Origin of the sequence: Campylobacter sp. Cr9, assembly GCF_020138295.1 — a bacterium.
Classification (GTDB): Bacteria; Campylobacterota; Campylobacteria; order Campylobacterales; family Campylobacteraceae; genus Campylobacter_E.
In genome coordinates this window covers 12,075-28,718 of sequence record NZ_JACGBH010000009.1, presented here as the reverse complement: position 1 = coordinate 28,718, position 16,644 = coordinate 12,075, and the positions used below count along the sequence as shown (strand labels likewise).

The window sequence follows — 16,644 nt, the reverse complement described above, 5'->3', positions numbered from 1 at the left end:
TATTTTTAAGAATTAGGAATTAACTAATTCCTAATCTTATTTTATTGTTTTCCCCTAGTTTTAAAAGTTCATCAAATAATTTATCCTTTTCTTTATCAAAATCAAATTTAAAGCTTTGTTTCATTAGTTTTTCTTTATCTACAAATTCATCCATTGAAATTCCATGTTTTTTAAAAATTGCTTGTAATTTAGGGTGATCAAGTCCTACACTTCCTGATGGTAAATCAAAATTATTCATAAATTCTTTTGATGATTTTTTAGCAAATTCAATTATTTTTAATTCCAAATCAGGTGTTATTTGATAGTTTTCTATAATTTCTTCTGCAGTTTTTAAACTTTGATAGTCTAAATCATTTTGCACAGGATATATCTTTTTAGTCTCAACTATCCCACAAGCTTCTAAGAACATCATTACCCCTACATCTTCTTTAGGTAATCTTGCTATATAGTCATCTGGGGTTTCTTTATCTTTCCTAGGAGTATGCCATTCTGTGGGAAAATACAAACAATGTCCATAATGTAACCAAGCAAAATCATCTTCAGCATTTGATATACACTTATTAATTAGTTCATCATTTATAGTATTTGCTGCTTTACTTTGAGCTTGTAAGGCTTCTTCAAATGAAGTGTTTTTATTATCTTTTAAATTATTTGTCTTAGTGTAAGAACTAAGAACAATCCTATCATTTATTATCATTTGCTCTCCTTTATTTGATAAGAAGTAGCAAAATATGTTCCTTTTAATTAAAAGAATTTAAATTAGGCTTTTAAATCTAGCAGTTTATAATCTTTAATCTCATCAATTAGCTTTATGCTGAACTTACAAAAATCTTCTAAAGTATTTTTATCTTTTAATTCTTTTTCTTTATCTTCATTTATCTTTAAAGCATTTGAGTTTTTAAATAGTTTTATATCTTGCTTTAGTTTTCTTATGTGATTATTTTCTTCATTTATTGCGTATTCTTTTATCTTTGGATTAATTTCTATTTTTTCTTTTTTATCTTTTAATTCTTCTTTTGCTTGATTTAAGTTTTTAAAATACTCGCTTTCATCTTCAATATATTGTTCTTTTACTAATATTTCTCCATCTTTATCTTTATCAAAAAATATTCTATTATTAATCATTTTTGAAATAGTGTTTATGTTTTTTTCGCCAAATTCATTAATGTCTTCTTCTAATATTTTGTCTTTTTTCACAATCTCGCTTAAGACATAAATCCCATCTTTATTCTCATCAAAATAACAAACATCAATTAAAGTATTCATCAACTCTTCACTATTTAAAACCCCATTATTATCACTATCACTTTCAAGATATTTTAAATCAAATGCAATCTCACTAAACCAACCCGCTACATAATTAGCCGTATCGCCTTTTAAAATAGTTTTTCCATTTTCTTCTAAAAAATCATTTTTATTAAAAAAGCTTTTTAAATCTTTTAAAATATCTTTATCTAAGCTAATTCCTACGCTTTTATTATCAAGGCTAAAAAATACATTTAATTCTTTATCACTTGTTTTATATTCAAAATTATTTGTTTTTATATCTTGTCTTATTTGGCTTAGATTAATAGTACTATTTACATTTTTTATTTTATGTAGGCTAGAGTTTAAGAACCCTCCCATATCGCAAATACTTAAATCCATTTTTATTCTCCTTTATTTAACTTATATCGGTTAATTTGAGAAAAAATTGATAAAAAAATATATAATTTAAATATTTATTTTAAGGAGAGTTTATGAAAAAGATATTATTAAGTTTAGCTTTAATTTCGTGTTTATTTGCTGTTGATAGTATTGATAAAGCTTGCGAAAGTCAAGACCAATCAACTTGCGCTGCCGAGCTTGCGAACTTTTGCAAAGAAGATTTAAAAGCTTGTTATCAATATTCAAAAGATTTATGTGCTAAAGATAATTTTAGTGCTTGTTTAATGACAGCTACTGCAAATGTAAAATTAATACAAACACAAGCAATTGATACTAAAGAAGCTTATGTTGATGCTCAAAAAGCTATAAGTAAATTATGCGAATTGCCTGCTGTAATAGCACAAGGTGTATCATCTCATGAAAAATTTTGCGTTTTAGCAGGCGATGGAATGTTCTTAAAAGATGCTAAAGATTACGGCTTAGAAGCAAATCCACAAAAAGCCTTGAGTTATTATAAAAAAGCTTGTGATGCTAATTCTAATATAGGTTGCAAAAAATACGAACAATTACAAAAATTATTAAATAAGTAAGTTTTGTAATTCCTAATTCAAATTCCACATTAATTATTAGAGAATTTGAATTAGGATTTTTAGTGTTTATAGATTATTAAATTTATCAAAAAACTCAGTTAAGCCGTCTTTAAAGCCATTTAAAATATTTTCATCAAAATATGTAAGCGTGAAATAGCATTTGCCTTCATAATAAGCATAAGAAACGCCTATTCCATTTTCACAAACAGGATGAAAATAAAAAACATCAACGAAGTTTGATTTACCTAATGAGCTTGTTGAAACAATGGTTTCGCAAGTATTTTTATACATTTTAGAATTAAAAAATTCTTTTGCGTATTTGTTTTCAATGCAAGGAATGAGAGTTTTTAACCCTAATAAATGTCTATCAATTCCGCAAGCTTTTTTGCAGTCTTTTATGCGAGTTTTATGCTCATTATTTGCCTTAACAAAATCATCTTTATTAAAGCTTTTTAAAGCAGCTTGTAGTTCAAGGCTAATAGCTCTTACACACTCAGTTCTACCATAATCATAATCTCTCATATCAACAGCTTCGTATTGACATACGTATTTTTTATAAGCATTTTTACTTGCATTTACAATTGCAGCTTGCAAAATAAAATCTTTTGAAAAGCCAAAATCTTGTGCTAAATCAAAGCTAAAATTAGCATTAAAGCTTAAATTGTTATAAGCTTTTAAGCCTTCTTGAATGCTTTTTATATATTCATCATCAAAATATTGCTCCACAAAATAAGGCTCTTTTAATTCATTTGGACTTGTTAGATTTGTATCAATATATTCTAAAATATATGCAATTGTGCCACCATCTAAGAAACTATGTTCGGCATTTATATAAATATTCTTGTTTTTTTCATTATAAATAAAATTAAGAGTTTTATAATGATAGCAAGGTGCATGATATTGCATATAATGAACTTCTTCGTTAATACTATTAAAGTCTTTATTGATAATACAAATATTAAATCTTGAGTTTTCTATCACTTCAAAAAATGGATTACAATCTTCGTATTTTTGATAAAGTTTAGAAGCATCATCGCTATTTAATAAACTTAGATGAGCAAAACTTATAGGTTTAAAATCATCTTTAAAATTATTTTTAAGTCCTGTATTTTTGCAAATATCTACCTTGTATAAATTATTATTATGAAGAACGCTAAAAAATCTTGTATTTTTATAATTTAGCCTAAACTCATCACTTAAAGGCTTAGGAATTCTAGCTCCACCTTTTAAAATATCAAATTGTCTAGGAAAAATCTCATCTCCACGAGCTGTTTTATACTCTAATTTACCTTCATCATAAGCTATTATTAGATTTGAAAATGTGCAAATAAAATCATTTAAATCATATTGTTTAGGTAATTTAAAGCAAAAATTACTTGCAATCGCAAGCGGCGCTCTAGTGCTAAGATATGATTTAGTCCAGTTGCGTTCAAGATAAGAGCTTTGCATTAATTCATCGTATTCAAGTAATTTTTCTTGTAAAACAATAGCATCATTTGCAAAAAACTTATCGCATAAATCTTCATTAAAATCTTCATAAGATTTAGCGTGCTTAATAAAATTAGCCTTGGTAATCTCAAGGCTAGGAATATTTAACTTTTTCATTCTTTCTCCATTGCTAATTTTATACTCCATACAATAAAAACAATAGTTAAAGTAATAAGAGAGCTTTCAATTAAATTAGAACTAATATCAGTATTTACATAATAAAACATAGATTTTTCATCAAGAATCTTTACAAAATTATTCATTTGTTATCCTTTCTAATCTGCTTAATAAATGCAGCACCCATAATAAACAATAAATACACAAAAGGAAAGCCAGTAAATGAACCCATAGCTTTAATTCCTTCAATCTTACCTGTAATTACAACAGCAGAAGCAACAATAGCCATTATTATGCACCAAAATGCTGCTTTTACTTTGCTTTCATTTATTCCGTCATTTGTCATAATTCCAAGTGAAATTGCAGCTGAAGTAATAGTTGTAATTACGAATGATACGAATAAAAATACGGTAATTATTTGAGTAAGTTTTGTAAATGGAAAGTCTTGCAATATTCTATAAATTGTGCCTTCATAGCCGTTTGAGTTTGCCATTGCTACTATTTCTTTACTCATTTGAACTTCATCTAATAAACCATATCCACTAAATACGCTAAACCAAACAACCATAAAGCCCGTTGGAATTAAAGTTGAGCAAAGAATAAATTCTTTTAAAGTTCTACCCCTTGAAATCTTTGCTAAGAAAACCCCAACAAAAGGAGTCCAACCAATCCACCAAACAATATAGCTTAATGGATACCATACAAGCCAATCACGGCTTTTGAATATATATAATTCAAAACTATGCGGGATAGTATCTGTTATGATTTTTCCTATTAAAGTTGTAATAACGCTTACAAAATAATGCGTTGGCCCTGTAAAGAATACAAATAATAATAAAGCAATAGCAAAAATCATAGTCCAATCGCCTAAGAATTTCATACCTTTTGCAATCGGCAAAATAGCAGCAAGCGTAAATGCAGCAAATAAAGCTATCATGATAGCCATTTTCCAAGTCATTGAAGTAAAATCGCCACCATCTGTGATGATTTTTAAACCACTACTAATTTGTCCTGTAGCCATTGCAATACTTGCAGTAACCGATAAAGCAATACCAACAATAGCAAAAACTAAAATAAATATAGCAAGTGGTTTAGCAAATTTTTTATCTTTAAAACCAATTCTAACGCAAGAATCAGGGCTAAAAGACCCGCCGTGTCTATAAGCAAAATAAGCAACAACCACACCGCCAAAAGTATATAAAGCCCAAGCAGGTAAGCCCCAAACAAATAAAGAAATACTCATAGCATTTTCCATAGCTTGTTGCTGGTCAAAATTGCCATTTATTCCAATAGGAGCACTTTGGTAGTGCCAAAGAGCTTCAAGTGGTCCATAAAACACAATCCCAACACCAATTCCAGCAGTAAAGAGCATACTCATCCATGAATATGTAGAATATTCAGGTTCGGCATCTCCTAGCTTTATTTTGCCGTATTTTGAAAATGCGAAATAAAATCCAAGCCCAAGCCCAAGCAAAGGCAACCAAATAATAAACCAATCAAACACAACGTAAAAAAATTGAGTGCTTGAGATGATGAAATTTGTAAGCTCCTTTGGAAAAATAATTGCAAAAATAGCAATGATAATTACTATCGGAGCACAAATTAGAAAAAGCCTATTCTTTTCCATAACTTTCCTTTCTTTTAATTAAATAATTTTTTTAAAATTATATTAAGATTATATAACTTTATCGATAAACTAAAATTAATTTATATATTTTGAAATATAAAAGTTTTGTAATTCCTAATTCAAATTCTTTAAGATTTGAATTAGATTTTTATATCTAAGTGCTTGTTACTTACAATGTCTTTTACTAGGCTTGAGCTAAGCTCTAGTGTTACAGAAGTTTCTATTGCATTTGCGTTTTTGCCTAATTTTTCTAAGACTTTATTCTCATCGTTTGTAAGAGAGCTTGCACCTAATTTTTTGATTTTTAAAGTTATTTGCATAAGTTTTGCTAAAAGCTCGGCTTGCTCTAATTCTTTTTCTTTTTGTTTGTTTTTAATCTCTTCGGCGCTTTGTCCTTCTTTTGTGTGATACTCAAACGCTCTTTTAAAATCACTTTTGTAGCGTTTAATATCTGCGTATTTTTCTTTAAGCTCACTTTTATACTCTTGTTCTTCATTAGCATTAGTAAAATTAAGCTCAGCAAAACTAAGCTCGCCATTAAAATCTCTATCACTAGATATTACATAATCTAAATATTCGCTAATACTTGTGCCAATTTCTAGCCTTATTGCATCGTAATTTTTGGTGTTTATAAATCTTTCATCGCTTAATTTATTTACTACATAAAGATACCCATCAAACTCGCCATAAATACCAACCTCAAGCCTTGCTTTGCTTAGCTCATCATTATTTATTCTGCCGTCTTGATTGCTATCAGCATCAGCAAGTCCTAAATCATAGGCGATTTCTTTAAACCAGCTTGATACAAAATTAGCAGCGTCTTTGTTTAAAATAATCTTATCATCACTAATAATGAAATTATCTTTATTAAAATGAGCCATTAATTGCTCTATTGTTGTTTTGCTTAGACTTAGCCCATGAGTATTGTTATCAAGGTTAAAAACTATATTTATATTATCTTTATCGCTTGTTTTTAAAGAATAATTGTGATTTGTTATATCATCTTTTATGATATTAATTTGATCATTGCTAAGATTTTGAAAATTATTTAAGTTTGTTTTATGGTAACTTTTATCATAAACTTTTGAAATGTCAACATCAAAGCCACTAATTCTCATAAAATCTCCGAAAATTATCAATAATTATTTTGATTTAAATTATTAAAACTAGTTTAAGTAAATCATATTGAAATTTTGTTTAAAAAACAATTAGTTTGTAACTATAAGTAACTATTAGCTATTTCCTATTTCAAATTCTTTTAAAATTTGTAAGGAATTTAAAATCGGAATTAGGCTTTTATATCAAGCAATTTTGTTTCGCTAAGTTCATTTATAAAGTCTTTTGTATAAGATATAAAATCTTTTAATTTATCGCTACTTATTAAATCCTTTAATTTGTCTTCGCTTATTTTAAGATTTATAGAAAAATCTTTTAAGAGTTTCTTTTCATCATTTGTAAGACTTTCTAAGCCTTGATTTTTTAGCTTTGCTAAGGTTGCTAATTTTTTTAATTCTTCTAATTCTTTTTCTTTTAATTTATCACTATTTTTAAAAATTACTTTAAATGTATCTATAGGATTACCAATTTCATTTTCACTTGATTTGCAATCAGCTATGTATGTATGAATTTTATTTTTACCATCAGCCCCTAAATACTCGCCAAATATTATCACTCCATCAAGGTTTTTATCATCATTTAAGCTTATATCTAAAGCCTTGCTAATATCCATACTCTCACCATCTGGCAAAGCCACCATACTAGGCAAATATGTGCCTACTATAGCATATGAAATTAGTTCTTCTTCAAGTGTTTTTTCGTTTATTACTATTTCGGAAGCTTCACTAAATACCGTAAATGTATATTTAAATTCCTTGCCCCTTAATTCTCCATCATTATTCATATCAGCTGCTAGAAGATTTCTTCTATATGCAATATCACTAAACCACCCAGCTACAAAGCTAGCTGCATCTTTATCTAAGATGGTGCCTTTGTCGTTTTCAATAAAATTATCGCTATCAAAAAATTCTTTTAATCTATTTAGATTTTTTTCATTTATTTTTACACCGATATTATCTTTATCAAGTCTAAAAAATACATTATAATCTTGTTCTTTATTTGTCTTTATCTCAAAATTATTTTTTTCTATATGATAATTTAAATCTTTTAGCTCAACCTCATTTAACTCGTGCTTTTTAACATCAATTTTCCAAGCTACTGGCATATTTTTACTAGCACTTATATCGTGTATCATAAATAATCCTTAATGTTTATTGCTTTAAATCGGCTAGATTACAAAAATCTTAATTCCTATTTCGTAATCCTTATAAATTTTCATGGAATTTGAAATAGGAATTTAATCTCCGTATTTTATGCAGTTTATTCCGAATTTATCTCTTATTTTTGATAAGGTTTCGTTTAGTTTTTTGCTTTTTTCATTAGTGTTGAAAATATCTTCACAATAAGTTTTATCAAGATTATTTGCACTTATTCCAAGATAATAAACATTGTTGTTTTTAGCGTTTTTCATTAGTATTTCAAAGCCTTTTAATGAGTTTTCTAGTAGGTTTTTTTCGCTAAAAGGTTGGATGAGGTTTAGGCTTGTATGCTCGTAATTAGCTCCGTATTTTATGCTTACATCAATTTTTCTAGGATGAAAGCCGTTTTTGCTTATCCAAACGCTTAAATATCTAGCAAGGATTTTTATCCTACGCCTTAGCTCTTCATAATCACTTATAGGTTTAAAACTTTTTGATATTGCGTGGCTTTTGATATCTTTTATCTCTTCTACTTTTTCATTATCAATGCCTTTAATTCTAGCGATGATTTTTTTGCCGTGTTTGCCGTATTTATCTAATAAATATTCTTTTTGCAATAATTCATCTAAAGTATTTACACCATAAGCTCTTAGATATTTTTGAATTTCTTTACCAATTCCAGCAAAGTCTTTTATATCAATGCCTTTAATTGCGTTTTGCATATCGTATTCCATTCTAATGCCGAATGGTTTTGCTAAATCTGTTAAAAATTTCGCACCCCATTTGCTATGATTTATCCCTATACTAGCTGGTAAGCCAAATTTTTCTAAGAGTTCTTTTTGCAAATATTTTGCATAATCTAGTGCTTCGGTATCTTTTTTAAAGCCTTCTAAATCTCCAAAAAACTCATCAATGCTAAATTGTTCAATTACAGGGATTTTGCTTTCTAAAAAAGTCTTTACCTTAAAGCTTAGTTCTTTATAATGCCTTATATTGCTTCTTGCGATTTTTAAATTAGGGCATTTTTGATAAGCTATATTTAATTTATCTCCTACTTTTATTCCGTATTTTTTAGCTTCATAAGATACTGCAATGGCTGTAAAATGCTTGTAATCAATATTTTTTATGGGGGTTTTATTAACTTCTATTGAAGTCATAAAAGCGATTTTGTTTTCTACATATTTTGCATCTTGTGTGAAAAAATCTTCATTACTTCCTGCATAAATTACGCAAGGAACATTGCGTAATTCTTCGTTTATAAGTCTTTCGGCATTTACAAAATAGCTATCAAAATCTATATGTAATTTCATTAAAATCTGTTTTTATATATTTGTAAAAACTCATTCATAGGTGTTGCACCTTTATGATAATAAAATCCTTGTAATTCATCGCAGCCTAATTCTTTTAGACAATTTACTTGCTCAATTGTTTCAACGCCTTCAGCTACAACTCTTTTATTCATAGTTTTTGCGATTTTTATAATCCCTATTATGATTGCTTTTGAGTTTTCGTTTATCAAATCACAATCTTTAGTATTTAATCCATCTATAAAACTTTTATCAATTTTAATAGTATCAATAGGAAGATTATTAATATAAGATAAAGAACTATAATCTTTACCAAAATCATCAATACTTATTAAAAATCCTATCGCTTTTAATTTTTCTAATATCGTTTCGCTATTTTCTCTTAATCTATATCTTTCAGTAATTTCTATATCTATTAGGCTAGGGCAAATGTTGTATTTTTTCATATTTGCTACTAGATAATTTATCATATCTTTATGATGAAGATGTTTTGCTGAAATATTTATGCTAATAGGAATATTTATTCCGATAGTTTGTAAATATTTTAAATCTTGAAATACTCTTGCGATTACAAATTTTTCAAGCTTTATAATTAGGTCGGTTTTTTCTGCAATTCTTATGAATTTTTCTGTATTTTCAAATTTATCATTTCTCTTCCAGCGAATTAAAGCTTCTGCACCTTTTACTAGATTGTCATTAGCTCCGATTTTTGCTTGATAAAATACATCAAGCTCGCCTTTTTCTAAAGCTCTTTTTAAATCGTTTTCTAATTTAGCTTCACTATCAATTTGAGCTTTTACTTCTTCTGAATAATTGCAATATAATTTATCCTTTTGAACGCTTGAAAGTAGTGCAGCTTTATAAGTATCATTTATTATTTGACTATAATTATCGCTTGTTAGTATGCTAAAGCCAATCCCTACGCTTTGCTCATATATTCCATCGCTTCCAAAATTAATGCTTTCGCTAAAGCATTCGTGTAGTTTAACTGCCATAGTATCAAAACATTTTTGAACTTCATTCGCACAAGGGAATGCTAATAAAAAGTCTCCGTTACCGCTAATTTTTGCAATTTTTGAATCCGTTAATGTGGTTGAAAAGCTAGAAAATCTATTTGCTAATTCTAAAATAATCTTATCAGCTAGATTAAAACTTCTACTTTTTAATAGGTTTTGATAGTCTTTTAGATAAATATAGCTTACTATTATAGGGCAATCTGATTTTTCGTAAAGCTCTAAAATATCTAATAAGAATTTTTGTTTTTTTGGTAATTTGGTTAAAGAATTGTAATTTTCTTGATAATATATATCGTTTAAAACTTCATTTAAAGAATCAGCGATTTTTTGAAATTCGCTATATGTTAAGTCTTTTGATAGGTTTAATGGTTTATGTTTTTTAACAGAATTTGCCAAAAGCTCAGCGAAATTATCAAAATCTTTTTTTACTTTTCTTAGTCTTCTTTGATATATTCTATTGCTTGCTAAGGCTGCTACAAAAACAGTTATAGTGAATACAAAAAATTGAAATAAGGTCTGATCTTTGTTTTGTTGCAATCTAATTTTTAAGCTTTCATTGCTTATATTATGCACTCTATGATGCTCTTCAATCCTTTTAACTTCGCTAAAATATCTAAAAGTCCCAAAAACTGCTCCCGCAATCTCAACTAACAAAAAAGTTGTAACAACAAAATTTTTAAAAGAATTAGATAAAATTGAGCGTGTTTTTTTCATACCTTACCCTACCTAAACATTTTTATTGACGCCTTTGCTTCTTCTTTTTCCATATAATTACGAACTGACTCTTGAGCGTTTTTATTTATTAAATAATTTTTTATTTGTTCTTTTGCCATTTCATAAGATGCTCCGTTCATTTTATCCTTATTTAGGTTATAAAATCTTATAATTTCATCATCGCTTACATCTTTCATATAATTTTGTGCTATTAAATCAAATAATTTTCTTTTTAAAATCTCATCTTTTATATTATCACTTAAGATTTTTATCTTATCTTGATTATGTTCTATGAAAGTGTCTAAACTTACATTATTTGCTGCTGCTATTTTTGATAATTCTTCGTTTATTTCTATTTGATTTACTCCTAATTTAAAATTTTTAGCAAGTGAAGTGCATATTTTATTTTGAATTAAAAGTTTTAAAGCTTCGTTTTGGTCTATATTCATATATTGTGAAACTTCTAATATATCAATGTTTGTAATAGGTTCATTATTTACACTAGCAATTATTGAAGCAATAGGATTTGCTTTTAAAAATGCACTAATAATTAGCACATATAAAATTTTTCTCATTATTTACCTTTAAGTGATTTTAAGTGATTATAACTACAAAAAATTCACAAAAGGCTAATAATAATGATAGTTACTAGATTTGCACCCTCTCCAACGGGGTTTTTACACATTGGTGGGCTTAGAACTGCACTTTTTTCTTATCTTTATGCTAAAAGAAATAATGGTAAGTTTATTCTTCGTATTGAAGATACAGATATGGCAAGAAATAGCGAAGAGGCAACAAAGGCTATTTTAGAAGCGTTTAAATGGGTTGATTTAAAAGTTGATGGAGAAATCACATATCAAAGTAAAAGAATGGATATTTATAAAGAATACATTCAAAAATTACTTGATAGCGGAAATGCTTATTATTGTTATATGAGTGAAGACGAATTAAACTCGCTAAGAGCAGAGCAAGAAGCTAGAAAAGAACGCCCTAAATATGATGGAAGATATAGAGATTTTAAAGGCACTCCACCAGCAGGAATTAAACCTGTTGTTAGAATTAAAGCACCACTTGATGGAGAAATTATCGTAAATGATGGTGTAAAAGGCGAAATAAGATTTAATGCTGCTGATATTTTAGATGATTTTGTAATCGCTCGTGCTGATGGCACACCTACTTATAATTTCGTTGTAGTTGTTGATGATGCTTTAATGGGTGTAACTGATGTAATTCGTGGAGATGATCATCTTTCTAATACTCCTAAACAAATAATTATATATGAAGCTCTAGGCTTTAAAGTTCCTAATTTTTATCATTTAGCAATGATAAATGGAGAAGATGGCAAAAAGCTTAGTAAAAGACACGGAGCAACCGATGTTATGGAATACAAAGCTATGGGGTATTTACCTGAAGCATTGCTTAATTTCTTACTTAGACTTGGCTTTTCTAATAAAGACCAAGAGATTTTTTCTATGCAAGAAATGCTAGATTGCTTTACTTTTGATAATGTTAGCAAAGGTGCAAGTACATATAACGCACAAAAGCTAGAATGGATAAACGCTCATTATATAAAGACTTTAAGCGATGAAAGATTAGTGAATGCTTGTAAGGACTTAGGATTTGACTTTTCAAGTATTAAAAACTACTCGTTTTTATTAACTATGTTAAGAGAAAGAGCAAAGACTTTAATAGAATTAATTAATAGTGCAAAGATTATAGTAAATGCTCCTAGCGCTTATGAAGAAAGCGGAGTTGCAAAATTTGTAAATGAGAATAGCAAAACATTGTTTGCTAAGTTTGTAAGTGAGTTTAAAGATGCAAAAACTGAAGCGGAATTTGAATTAGGAATTAAAGAATTTTTAGAAAACAATAACGCTAAGCTAAAAGACATAGCTCAATTAATAAGATTAGCATTAACAGGAACTACTGTAAGTCCTAGCATTTATGCTATGATGGAATTTTTAGGAAATGAAGAAATAAAGGCAAGATTTAATAAATTTTTAAAGGAGATTGTATGAATAATTTAAAAGAAAGAGCATTAGAGTATCACTTAGGTGGTAAGTTAGCAACGGCGATAAAAACGCCTATGAAAGAATACGAAAGCTTAAGCTTAGCGTATTCTCCAGGGGTTGCATATCCATGCGAAGAGATTGCTCGTGATGCGGATTTAGCTTATAAATATACAAGCAAAGGTAATTTAGTAGCAGTTATTAGCGATGGTTCGGCTGTTTTAGGTCTTGGCAATATCGGTGGTATTGCAGGTAAGCCTGTTATGGAAGGTAAGGCGTGTTTGTTTAAAAAATTTGCAGGCGTTGATGCTTATGATATTGAACTTAGCACTCAAGATACCGAAGAAATAATAGCAGCAGTTAAAGCGATTGCCCCTAGTTTTGGTGGAATAAATCTTGAAGATATAGCAGCACCAAAGTGTTTTGAGATTGAAGCAAGACTTCAAGATTTAGGAATTCCTGTAATGCATGATGATCAGCACGGAACTGCGATTATTAGTGCTGCAGGTCTTATAAATGCTTGTGATTTAATAGGTAAAAAGCTAGAAGATTTAAAAGTAGTTGTTTGTGGAGCAGGTGCAGCAGGAATTGCAAGTGCTAAAATATACAAAACTTTAGGTGTTAATAAGATTTTCTTAGTAGATTCAAAAGGCGTTTGCAATACAAAAAGAACTGATTTAAACGAGCATAAATTAGAATTCGTAAGAGAATGTGATGAAGATACTTTAGCCGAAGTTATTAAAGGAGCTGATGTTTTCTTAGGACTTAGCAAAGCAGGAGCTTTAAGCGAAGAAATGTTAAAAACTATGGCAAAAGATCCTATCGTATTTGCTTTAGCAAATCCTGACCCTGAGATTTTACCTGAGCTTGCAAAAAAGGTTCGCCCTGATGTAATTATTGCAACAGGAAGAAGCGATTATGATAACCAAATTAACAATGTTTTAGGCTTTCCGTATATTTTCCGTGGAGCTTTAGATGTTAGAGCTAGAAAGATTTCTATGGCTATGAAAATTGCTGCTGTAAGGGCTTTAAGCGAATTAGGAAGACTTGAAGTTAGTGAAAAAACAAAAAAATTATATGGCAAAGATTTAAAATATGGAAAAGATTTAATAATTCCAAAACCTTTTGATGATAGGGTAAAAGCTTATGTTAGCACAGCAGTTGCAAAGGCTGCAGTTGATGAAGGAATAGCTTTAGTGAAAGATTTTGATGAGAAAGCGTATTTTGAAAGGCTTTTAAATGAAGGTAATTAAAAACACTTTAGTCTCAACTTATCTAGCGAAAATTAGGGATAAAAACACATCTTGCAGAGATTTTCGTGAGCATATCAAAAAGCTTAGTGGTTTTGTGATTTATGAAGCTTGTGAGTTTTTAGCAACTGAAAAAGTAGTAGTTCAAACTCCGTTAATGCCTTGCGAATGCGATGTAATAAGTGATGATATTGTAATTGTTCCTATTTTAAGGGCTGCACTTGGTATGAGTGATATTGCACTTGATTTATTAGGTAAAGCTAGTGTGGGATTTTTAGGAATTCAACGCAATGAAGAAACGCTTGAGCCTGAGTTTTTCTTTGAAAAATATCCACAAGATATGCAAAATAAAACTGCAATTATAATTGATCCTATGTTTGCAACGGGTGGAAGTGCGATTGCAGCGGTAAATAGATTAAAGTCAATAGGTGTAAAAAAGATAATTTTTGCAAGTATTATTGCAGCACCTGAAGCAAGAGATAAGATGAAAGCAGCTCACCCTGATGTAGCTTTAATTACTGCTTGTCTTGATAAAGGGCTTAATGAAAAAGGCTATATTGTTCCAGGTTTAGGCGATGCTGGAGATAGAATATTTAATACTTTAAAGGACTAATATGAAAAAGTTATTGCTAAGTTTAGGTTTATTTTCGTTTTTAAATGCTGATATTGTTACTATGAATATTAGCGAGTATGATTTTTCTAATAAAGATTATGCTTTAATTGATGTTAGAATGCCTAGTGAATACGCTGCAACAGGTGTAGTAGATGGTGCTAAATTAATCACATTTTTAAAAGAAGATGGCACTATAAATGCTGAATTTATAGATGAGGTAGCGAAAAACTACTCTAAAGATAGCAAAATTGCTATTATGTGTAGAAGTGGTAAAAGAAGTTTAGCAGCTGCTAAAATGCTTGAGAAAAACGGCTTTAATGATATTTTAAATCTTGATGGTGGAATGAACGAGCTACTTAAAACTAATATAAAATTAGTTCCTTATAAAAACTAATTCTTAATTCCTATTTCAAATTCTTTTTGAAATAGGTCTTTTTATTCTTCTTATCATTCATATTTAATAATAAATTTAGTTTTTTAATAGTTTTTATGTTATTATTGATTTTTTACATTTTTTTAAAGGAAAATTATGGCTAAAGATGATGTAATAGAAATTGATGGCGAAGTTATTGAAGCACTTCCTAACGCTACTTTTAAGGTCGAGCTTGATAACAAGCATGTAATTTTATGTCACATTGCAGGTAAAATGAGAATGCATTATATTAAGATTATGCCAGGAGATAGAGTAAGAGTGGAATTAACTCCTTATAGTCTTGATAAAGGTCGCATTACTTATAGACACAAATAATTTAGCACTTTTTATGGTGCTAAACTTCTAATTTATTTTTTCATTTTATTTACCATTCATTTATCTTGGGGGGGGGTATTATTACTCCGAAGGAGATAAAATGAGTGATTTAGCAATAAATGAAAATCAAAATGAAAACAAATATGATTTGTTTAAGGGTGTTTTATTAGTAAATAATAATGATGTTACTCAATATGGTTTAATTTATATGAGTGAAATAGAAATAACTGCAAAATCTAGCATTAGCTATGAAGATGCGGAAAAATCTTTAAAAAATTTAGCTAGTTATTTAGGATTTAATTGTGTTTTAAACATAGTAAGAGATAACTATACTGAAAGTATGGAAACTTCAGGAACTATTGATACAAAAGGCAGGGTTAGTAGTTTTTCTAATTCTTATAGTTCTACATCTACAGTAAATACAGAAACTAAAGTAAATAATAATTTTAGAATAAAAGGCACTTTAGCAATTATAGGCAAGTTAAATCCTAATGGAGAAAGCCTAAACTTAAATGCTATTTTAGAAAGAGCAAATGTGGTGTATGAATGCCAAAGCACCACTCAACCTATTTATGAGGCAAATTGTGCTTTAGAGAATTTAGATAGCAAAAGTAAAATTGTTTTAATTTTTTGCTCATCGATGGTGGTTCTTTGTTTAATTCCATTAATTGGTTTTGCTTTTGGTTCATTTAACCTTATTTTCATTGCTATTTTTTATTTCATAATTAACAAAACTAGTAAAACTCCACACAATATATTACAGCTTTGCGAACCTAATCTAAAAAAATTAATTTCACAATATGGCGATGAAATGATAACTATTTATAAACTTACTTCAAAAACTAGCATTAAACATATAGGAGAATAAATGACAAATTTAATAAATAATTTAGTTGGTCTTAAAGAATGTGAATTTGCAAGGGCTTTTCACAAAAGTGCAATCTATGGCACATCAAATATAGAAGAAATACTAAAATATGCAAAAAATAATATATTAAAAAAACTTATTATACTTGCAATTATCACAATATCAGTGGTTTTGTTATTTAGTGTTGGTGGTATTTTTTATGTATTTATGATATTGCCATGGATTATTATTGCTGGAGTAATTTATGTAATATTTAAGGCATTAAAGAAATTTAAAATATTTTAATTAATACGGAAATAAATTCCAAGTGGAATTTAAATCCGTAATTAAATAATTTTCAAAATTTACAAATACTTTTTTAAATTATATCTTGATTTTAAATTGCTAAAAAATCT

At 28.5% G+C, this 16,644-nt stretch carries 18 protein-coding genes; 8 read left to right on the top strand and 10 right to left on the bottom strand.

Annotated features, from left to right (window positions below; translation table 11 throughout):
- Window positions 1-19: 19 nt before the first annotated feature.
- Both AVANS14531_RS05595 and AVANS14531_RS05590 read right to left on the bottom strand, forming a co-directional pair.
- The gene (locus AVANS14531_RS05595; protein ID WP_336611636.1) at window positions 20-697 is read right to left on the bottom strand and encodes a hypothetical protein; all 678 of its coding nucleotides are present in this window, start codon (window positions 695-697) and stop codon (window positions 20-22) included.
- Window positions 698-759: 62 nt separating this feature from the next.
- A complete protein-coding gene (locus AVANS14531_RS05590; RefSeq protein ID WP_336611635.1) occupies window positions 760-1,647 on the bottom strand; it encodes a hypothetical protein in 888 nt (295 codons plus the stop codon).
- Between the two features lie 92 nt (window positions 1,648-1,739).
- Here AVANS14531_RS05590 and AVANS14531_RS05585 point away from each other — a divergent pair, with 92 nt between their 5' ends.
- Window positions 1,740-2,237 (top strand): hypothetical protein, encoded by a 498-nt coding sequence (locus AVANS14531_RS05585; protein ID WP_336611634.1) that lies wholly within the window; start codon window positions 1,740-1,742, stop codon window positions 2,235-2,237.
- Between the two features lie 66 nt (window positions 2,238-2,303).
- On the opposite strand, the gene AVANS14531_RS05580 is transcribed toward AVANS14531_RS05585, so the two are convergent.
- The 8 genes from AVANS14531_RS05580 to AVANS14531_RS05545 all read right to left on the bottom strand — a co-directional run bounded on the left by AVANS14531_RS05580 (window position 2,304) and on the right by AVANS14531_RS05545 (window position 11,336).
- Window positions 2,304-3,842 (bottom strand): choline/carnitine O-acyltransferase, encoded by a 1,539-nt coding sequence (locus AVANS14531_RS05580; protein ID WP_336611633.1) that lies wholly within the window; start codon window positions 3,840-3,842, stop codon window positions 2,304-2,306.
- Window positions 3,839-3,988, bottom strand: coding sequence for a hypothetical protein (locus AVANS14531_RS05575; protein ID WP_336611632.1), 150 nt, complete (start codon window positions 3,986-3,988; stop codon window positions 3,839-3,841). Before AVANS14531_RS05575 ends, AVANS14531_RS05580 begins: the two co-directional genes overlap by 4 nt.
- On the bottom strand, window positions 3,985-5,469 hold the full coding sequence (locus AVANS14531_RS05570) for a BCCT family transporter (protein WP_336611631.1): 1,485 nt from the start codon (window positions 5,467-5,469) through the stop codon (window positions 3,985-3,987). Before AVANS14531_RS05570 ends, AVANS14531_RS05575 begins: the two co-directional genes overlap by 4 nt.
- A 140-nt stretch (window positions 5,470-5,609) precedes the next feature.
- The gene (locus tag AVANS14531_RS05565; protein WP_336611630.1) at window positions 5,610-6,587 is read right to left on the bottom strand and encodes a hypothetical protein; all 978 of its coding nucleotides are present in this window, start codon (window positions 6,585-6,587) and stop codon (window positions 5,610-5,612) included.
- Between the two features lie 170 nt (window positions 6,588-6,757).
- Window positions 6,758-7,720 carry a hypothetical protein gene (locus AVANS14531_RS05560; RefSeq protein WP_336611629.1) on the bottom strand — a complete coding sequence of 321 codons (963 nt, stop codon included), beginning with the start codon at window positions 7,718-7,720 and terminating at the stop codon, window positions 6,758-6,760.
- Window positions 7,721-7,822: 102 nt separating this feature from the next.
- Window positions 7,823-9,034 (bottom strand): Y-family DNA polymerase, encoded by a 1,212-nt coding sequence (locus AVANS14531_RS05555; RefSeq protein ID WP_336611628.1) that lies wholly within the window; start codon window positions 9,032-9,034, stop codon window positions 7,823-7,825.
- The gene (locus tag AVANS14531_RS05550) at window positions 9,034-10,761 is read right to left on the bottom strand and encodes an EAL domain-containing protein (protein ID WP_239817776.1); all 1,728 of its coding nucleotides are present in this window, start codon (window positions 10,759-10,761) and stop codon (window positions 9,034-9,036) included. Before AVANS14531_RS05550 ends, AVANS14531_RS05555 begins: the two co-directional genes overlap by 1 nt.
- A gap of 8 nt (window positions 10,762-10,769) precedes the next feature.
- The gene (locus tag AVANS14531_RS05545) at window positions 10,770-11,336 is read right to left on the bottom strand and encodes a hypothetical protein (RefSeq protein WP_239817777.1); all 567 of its coding nucleotides are present in this window, start codon (window positions 11,334-11,336) and stop codon (window positions 10,770-10,772) included.
- 63 nt (window positions 11,337-11,399) lie between these two features.
- Here AVANS14531_RS05545 and gltX point away from each other — a divergent pair, with 63 nt between their 5' ends.
- The 7 genes from gltX to AVANS14531_RS05510 all read left to right on the top strand — a co-directional run bounded on the left by gltX (window position 11,400) and on the right by AVANS14531_RS05510 (window position 16,534).
- On the top strand, window positions 11,400-12,779 hold the full coding sequence (gene gltX / locus AVANS14531_RS05540; RefSeq protein ID WP_336611627.1) for a glutamate--tRNA ligase: 1,380 nt from the start codon (window positions 11,400-11,402) through the stop codon (window positions 12,777-12,779).
- Entirely contained in the window at window positions 12,776-14,023 is a 1,248-nt protein-coding gene (locus tag AVANS14531_RS05535; protein ID WP_239817779.1) for a malic enzyme-like NAD(P)-binding protein, read from the top strand. Before gltX ends, AVANS14531_RS05535 begins: the two co-directional genes overlap by 4 nt.
- Complete coding sequence (gene upp, locus AVANS14531_RS05530; protein WP_336611626.1) at window positions 14,010-14,633, top strand: uracil phosphoribosyltransferase; 624 nt, start codon at window positions 14,010-14,012, stop codon at window positions 14,631-14,633. The genes AVANS14531_RS05535 and upp overlap by 14 nt, the downstream gene beginning before the upstream one ends.
- 1 nt (window position 14,634) lies before the next feature.
- Window positions 14,635-15,027: a rhodanese-like domain-containing protein gene (locus tag AVANS14531_RS05525; protein ID WP_239817781.1), complete on the top strand. Its 393-nt coding sequence runs from the start codon at window positions 14,635-14,637 to the stop codon at window positions 15,025-15,027.
- Window positions 15,028-15,162: 135 nt separating this feature from the next.
- The gene (infA, locus tag AVANS14531_RS05520; protein WP_214117771.1) at window positions 15,163-15,381 is read left to right on the top strand and encodes a translation initiation factor IF-1; all 219 of its coding nucleotides are present in this window, start codon (window positions 15,163-15,165) and stop codon (window positions 15,379-15,381) included.
- Window positions 15,382-15,481: 100 nt separating this feature from the next.
- Window positions 15,482-16,249, top strand: a complete 768-nt coding sequence (locus AVANS14531_RS05515; RefSeq protein WP_336611625.1) for a hypothetical protein — start codon at window positions 15,482-15,484, stop codon at window positions 16,247-16,249.
- Entirely contained in the window at window positions 16,250-16,534 is a 285-nt protein-coding gene (locus AVANS14531_RS05510; RefSeq protein WP_336611624.1) for a hypothetical protein, read from the top strand. It begins immediately after the preceding gene.
- The last annotated feature ends 110 nt before the right edge of the window (window positions 16,535-16,644 follow it).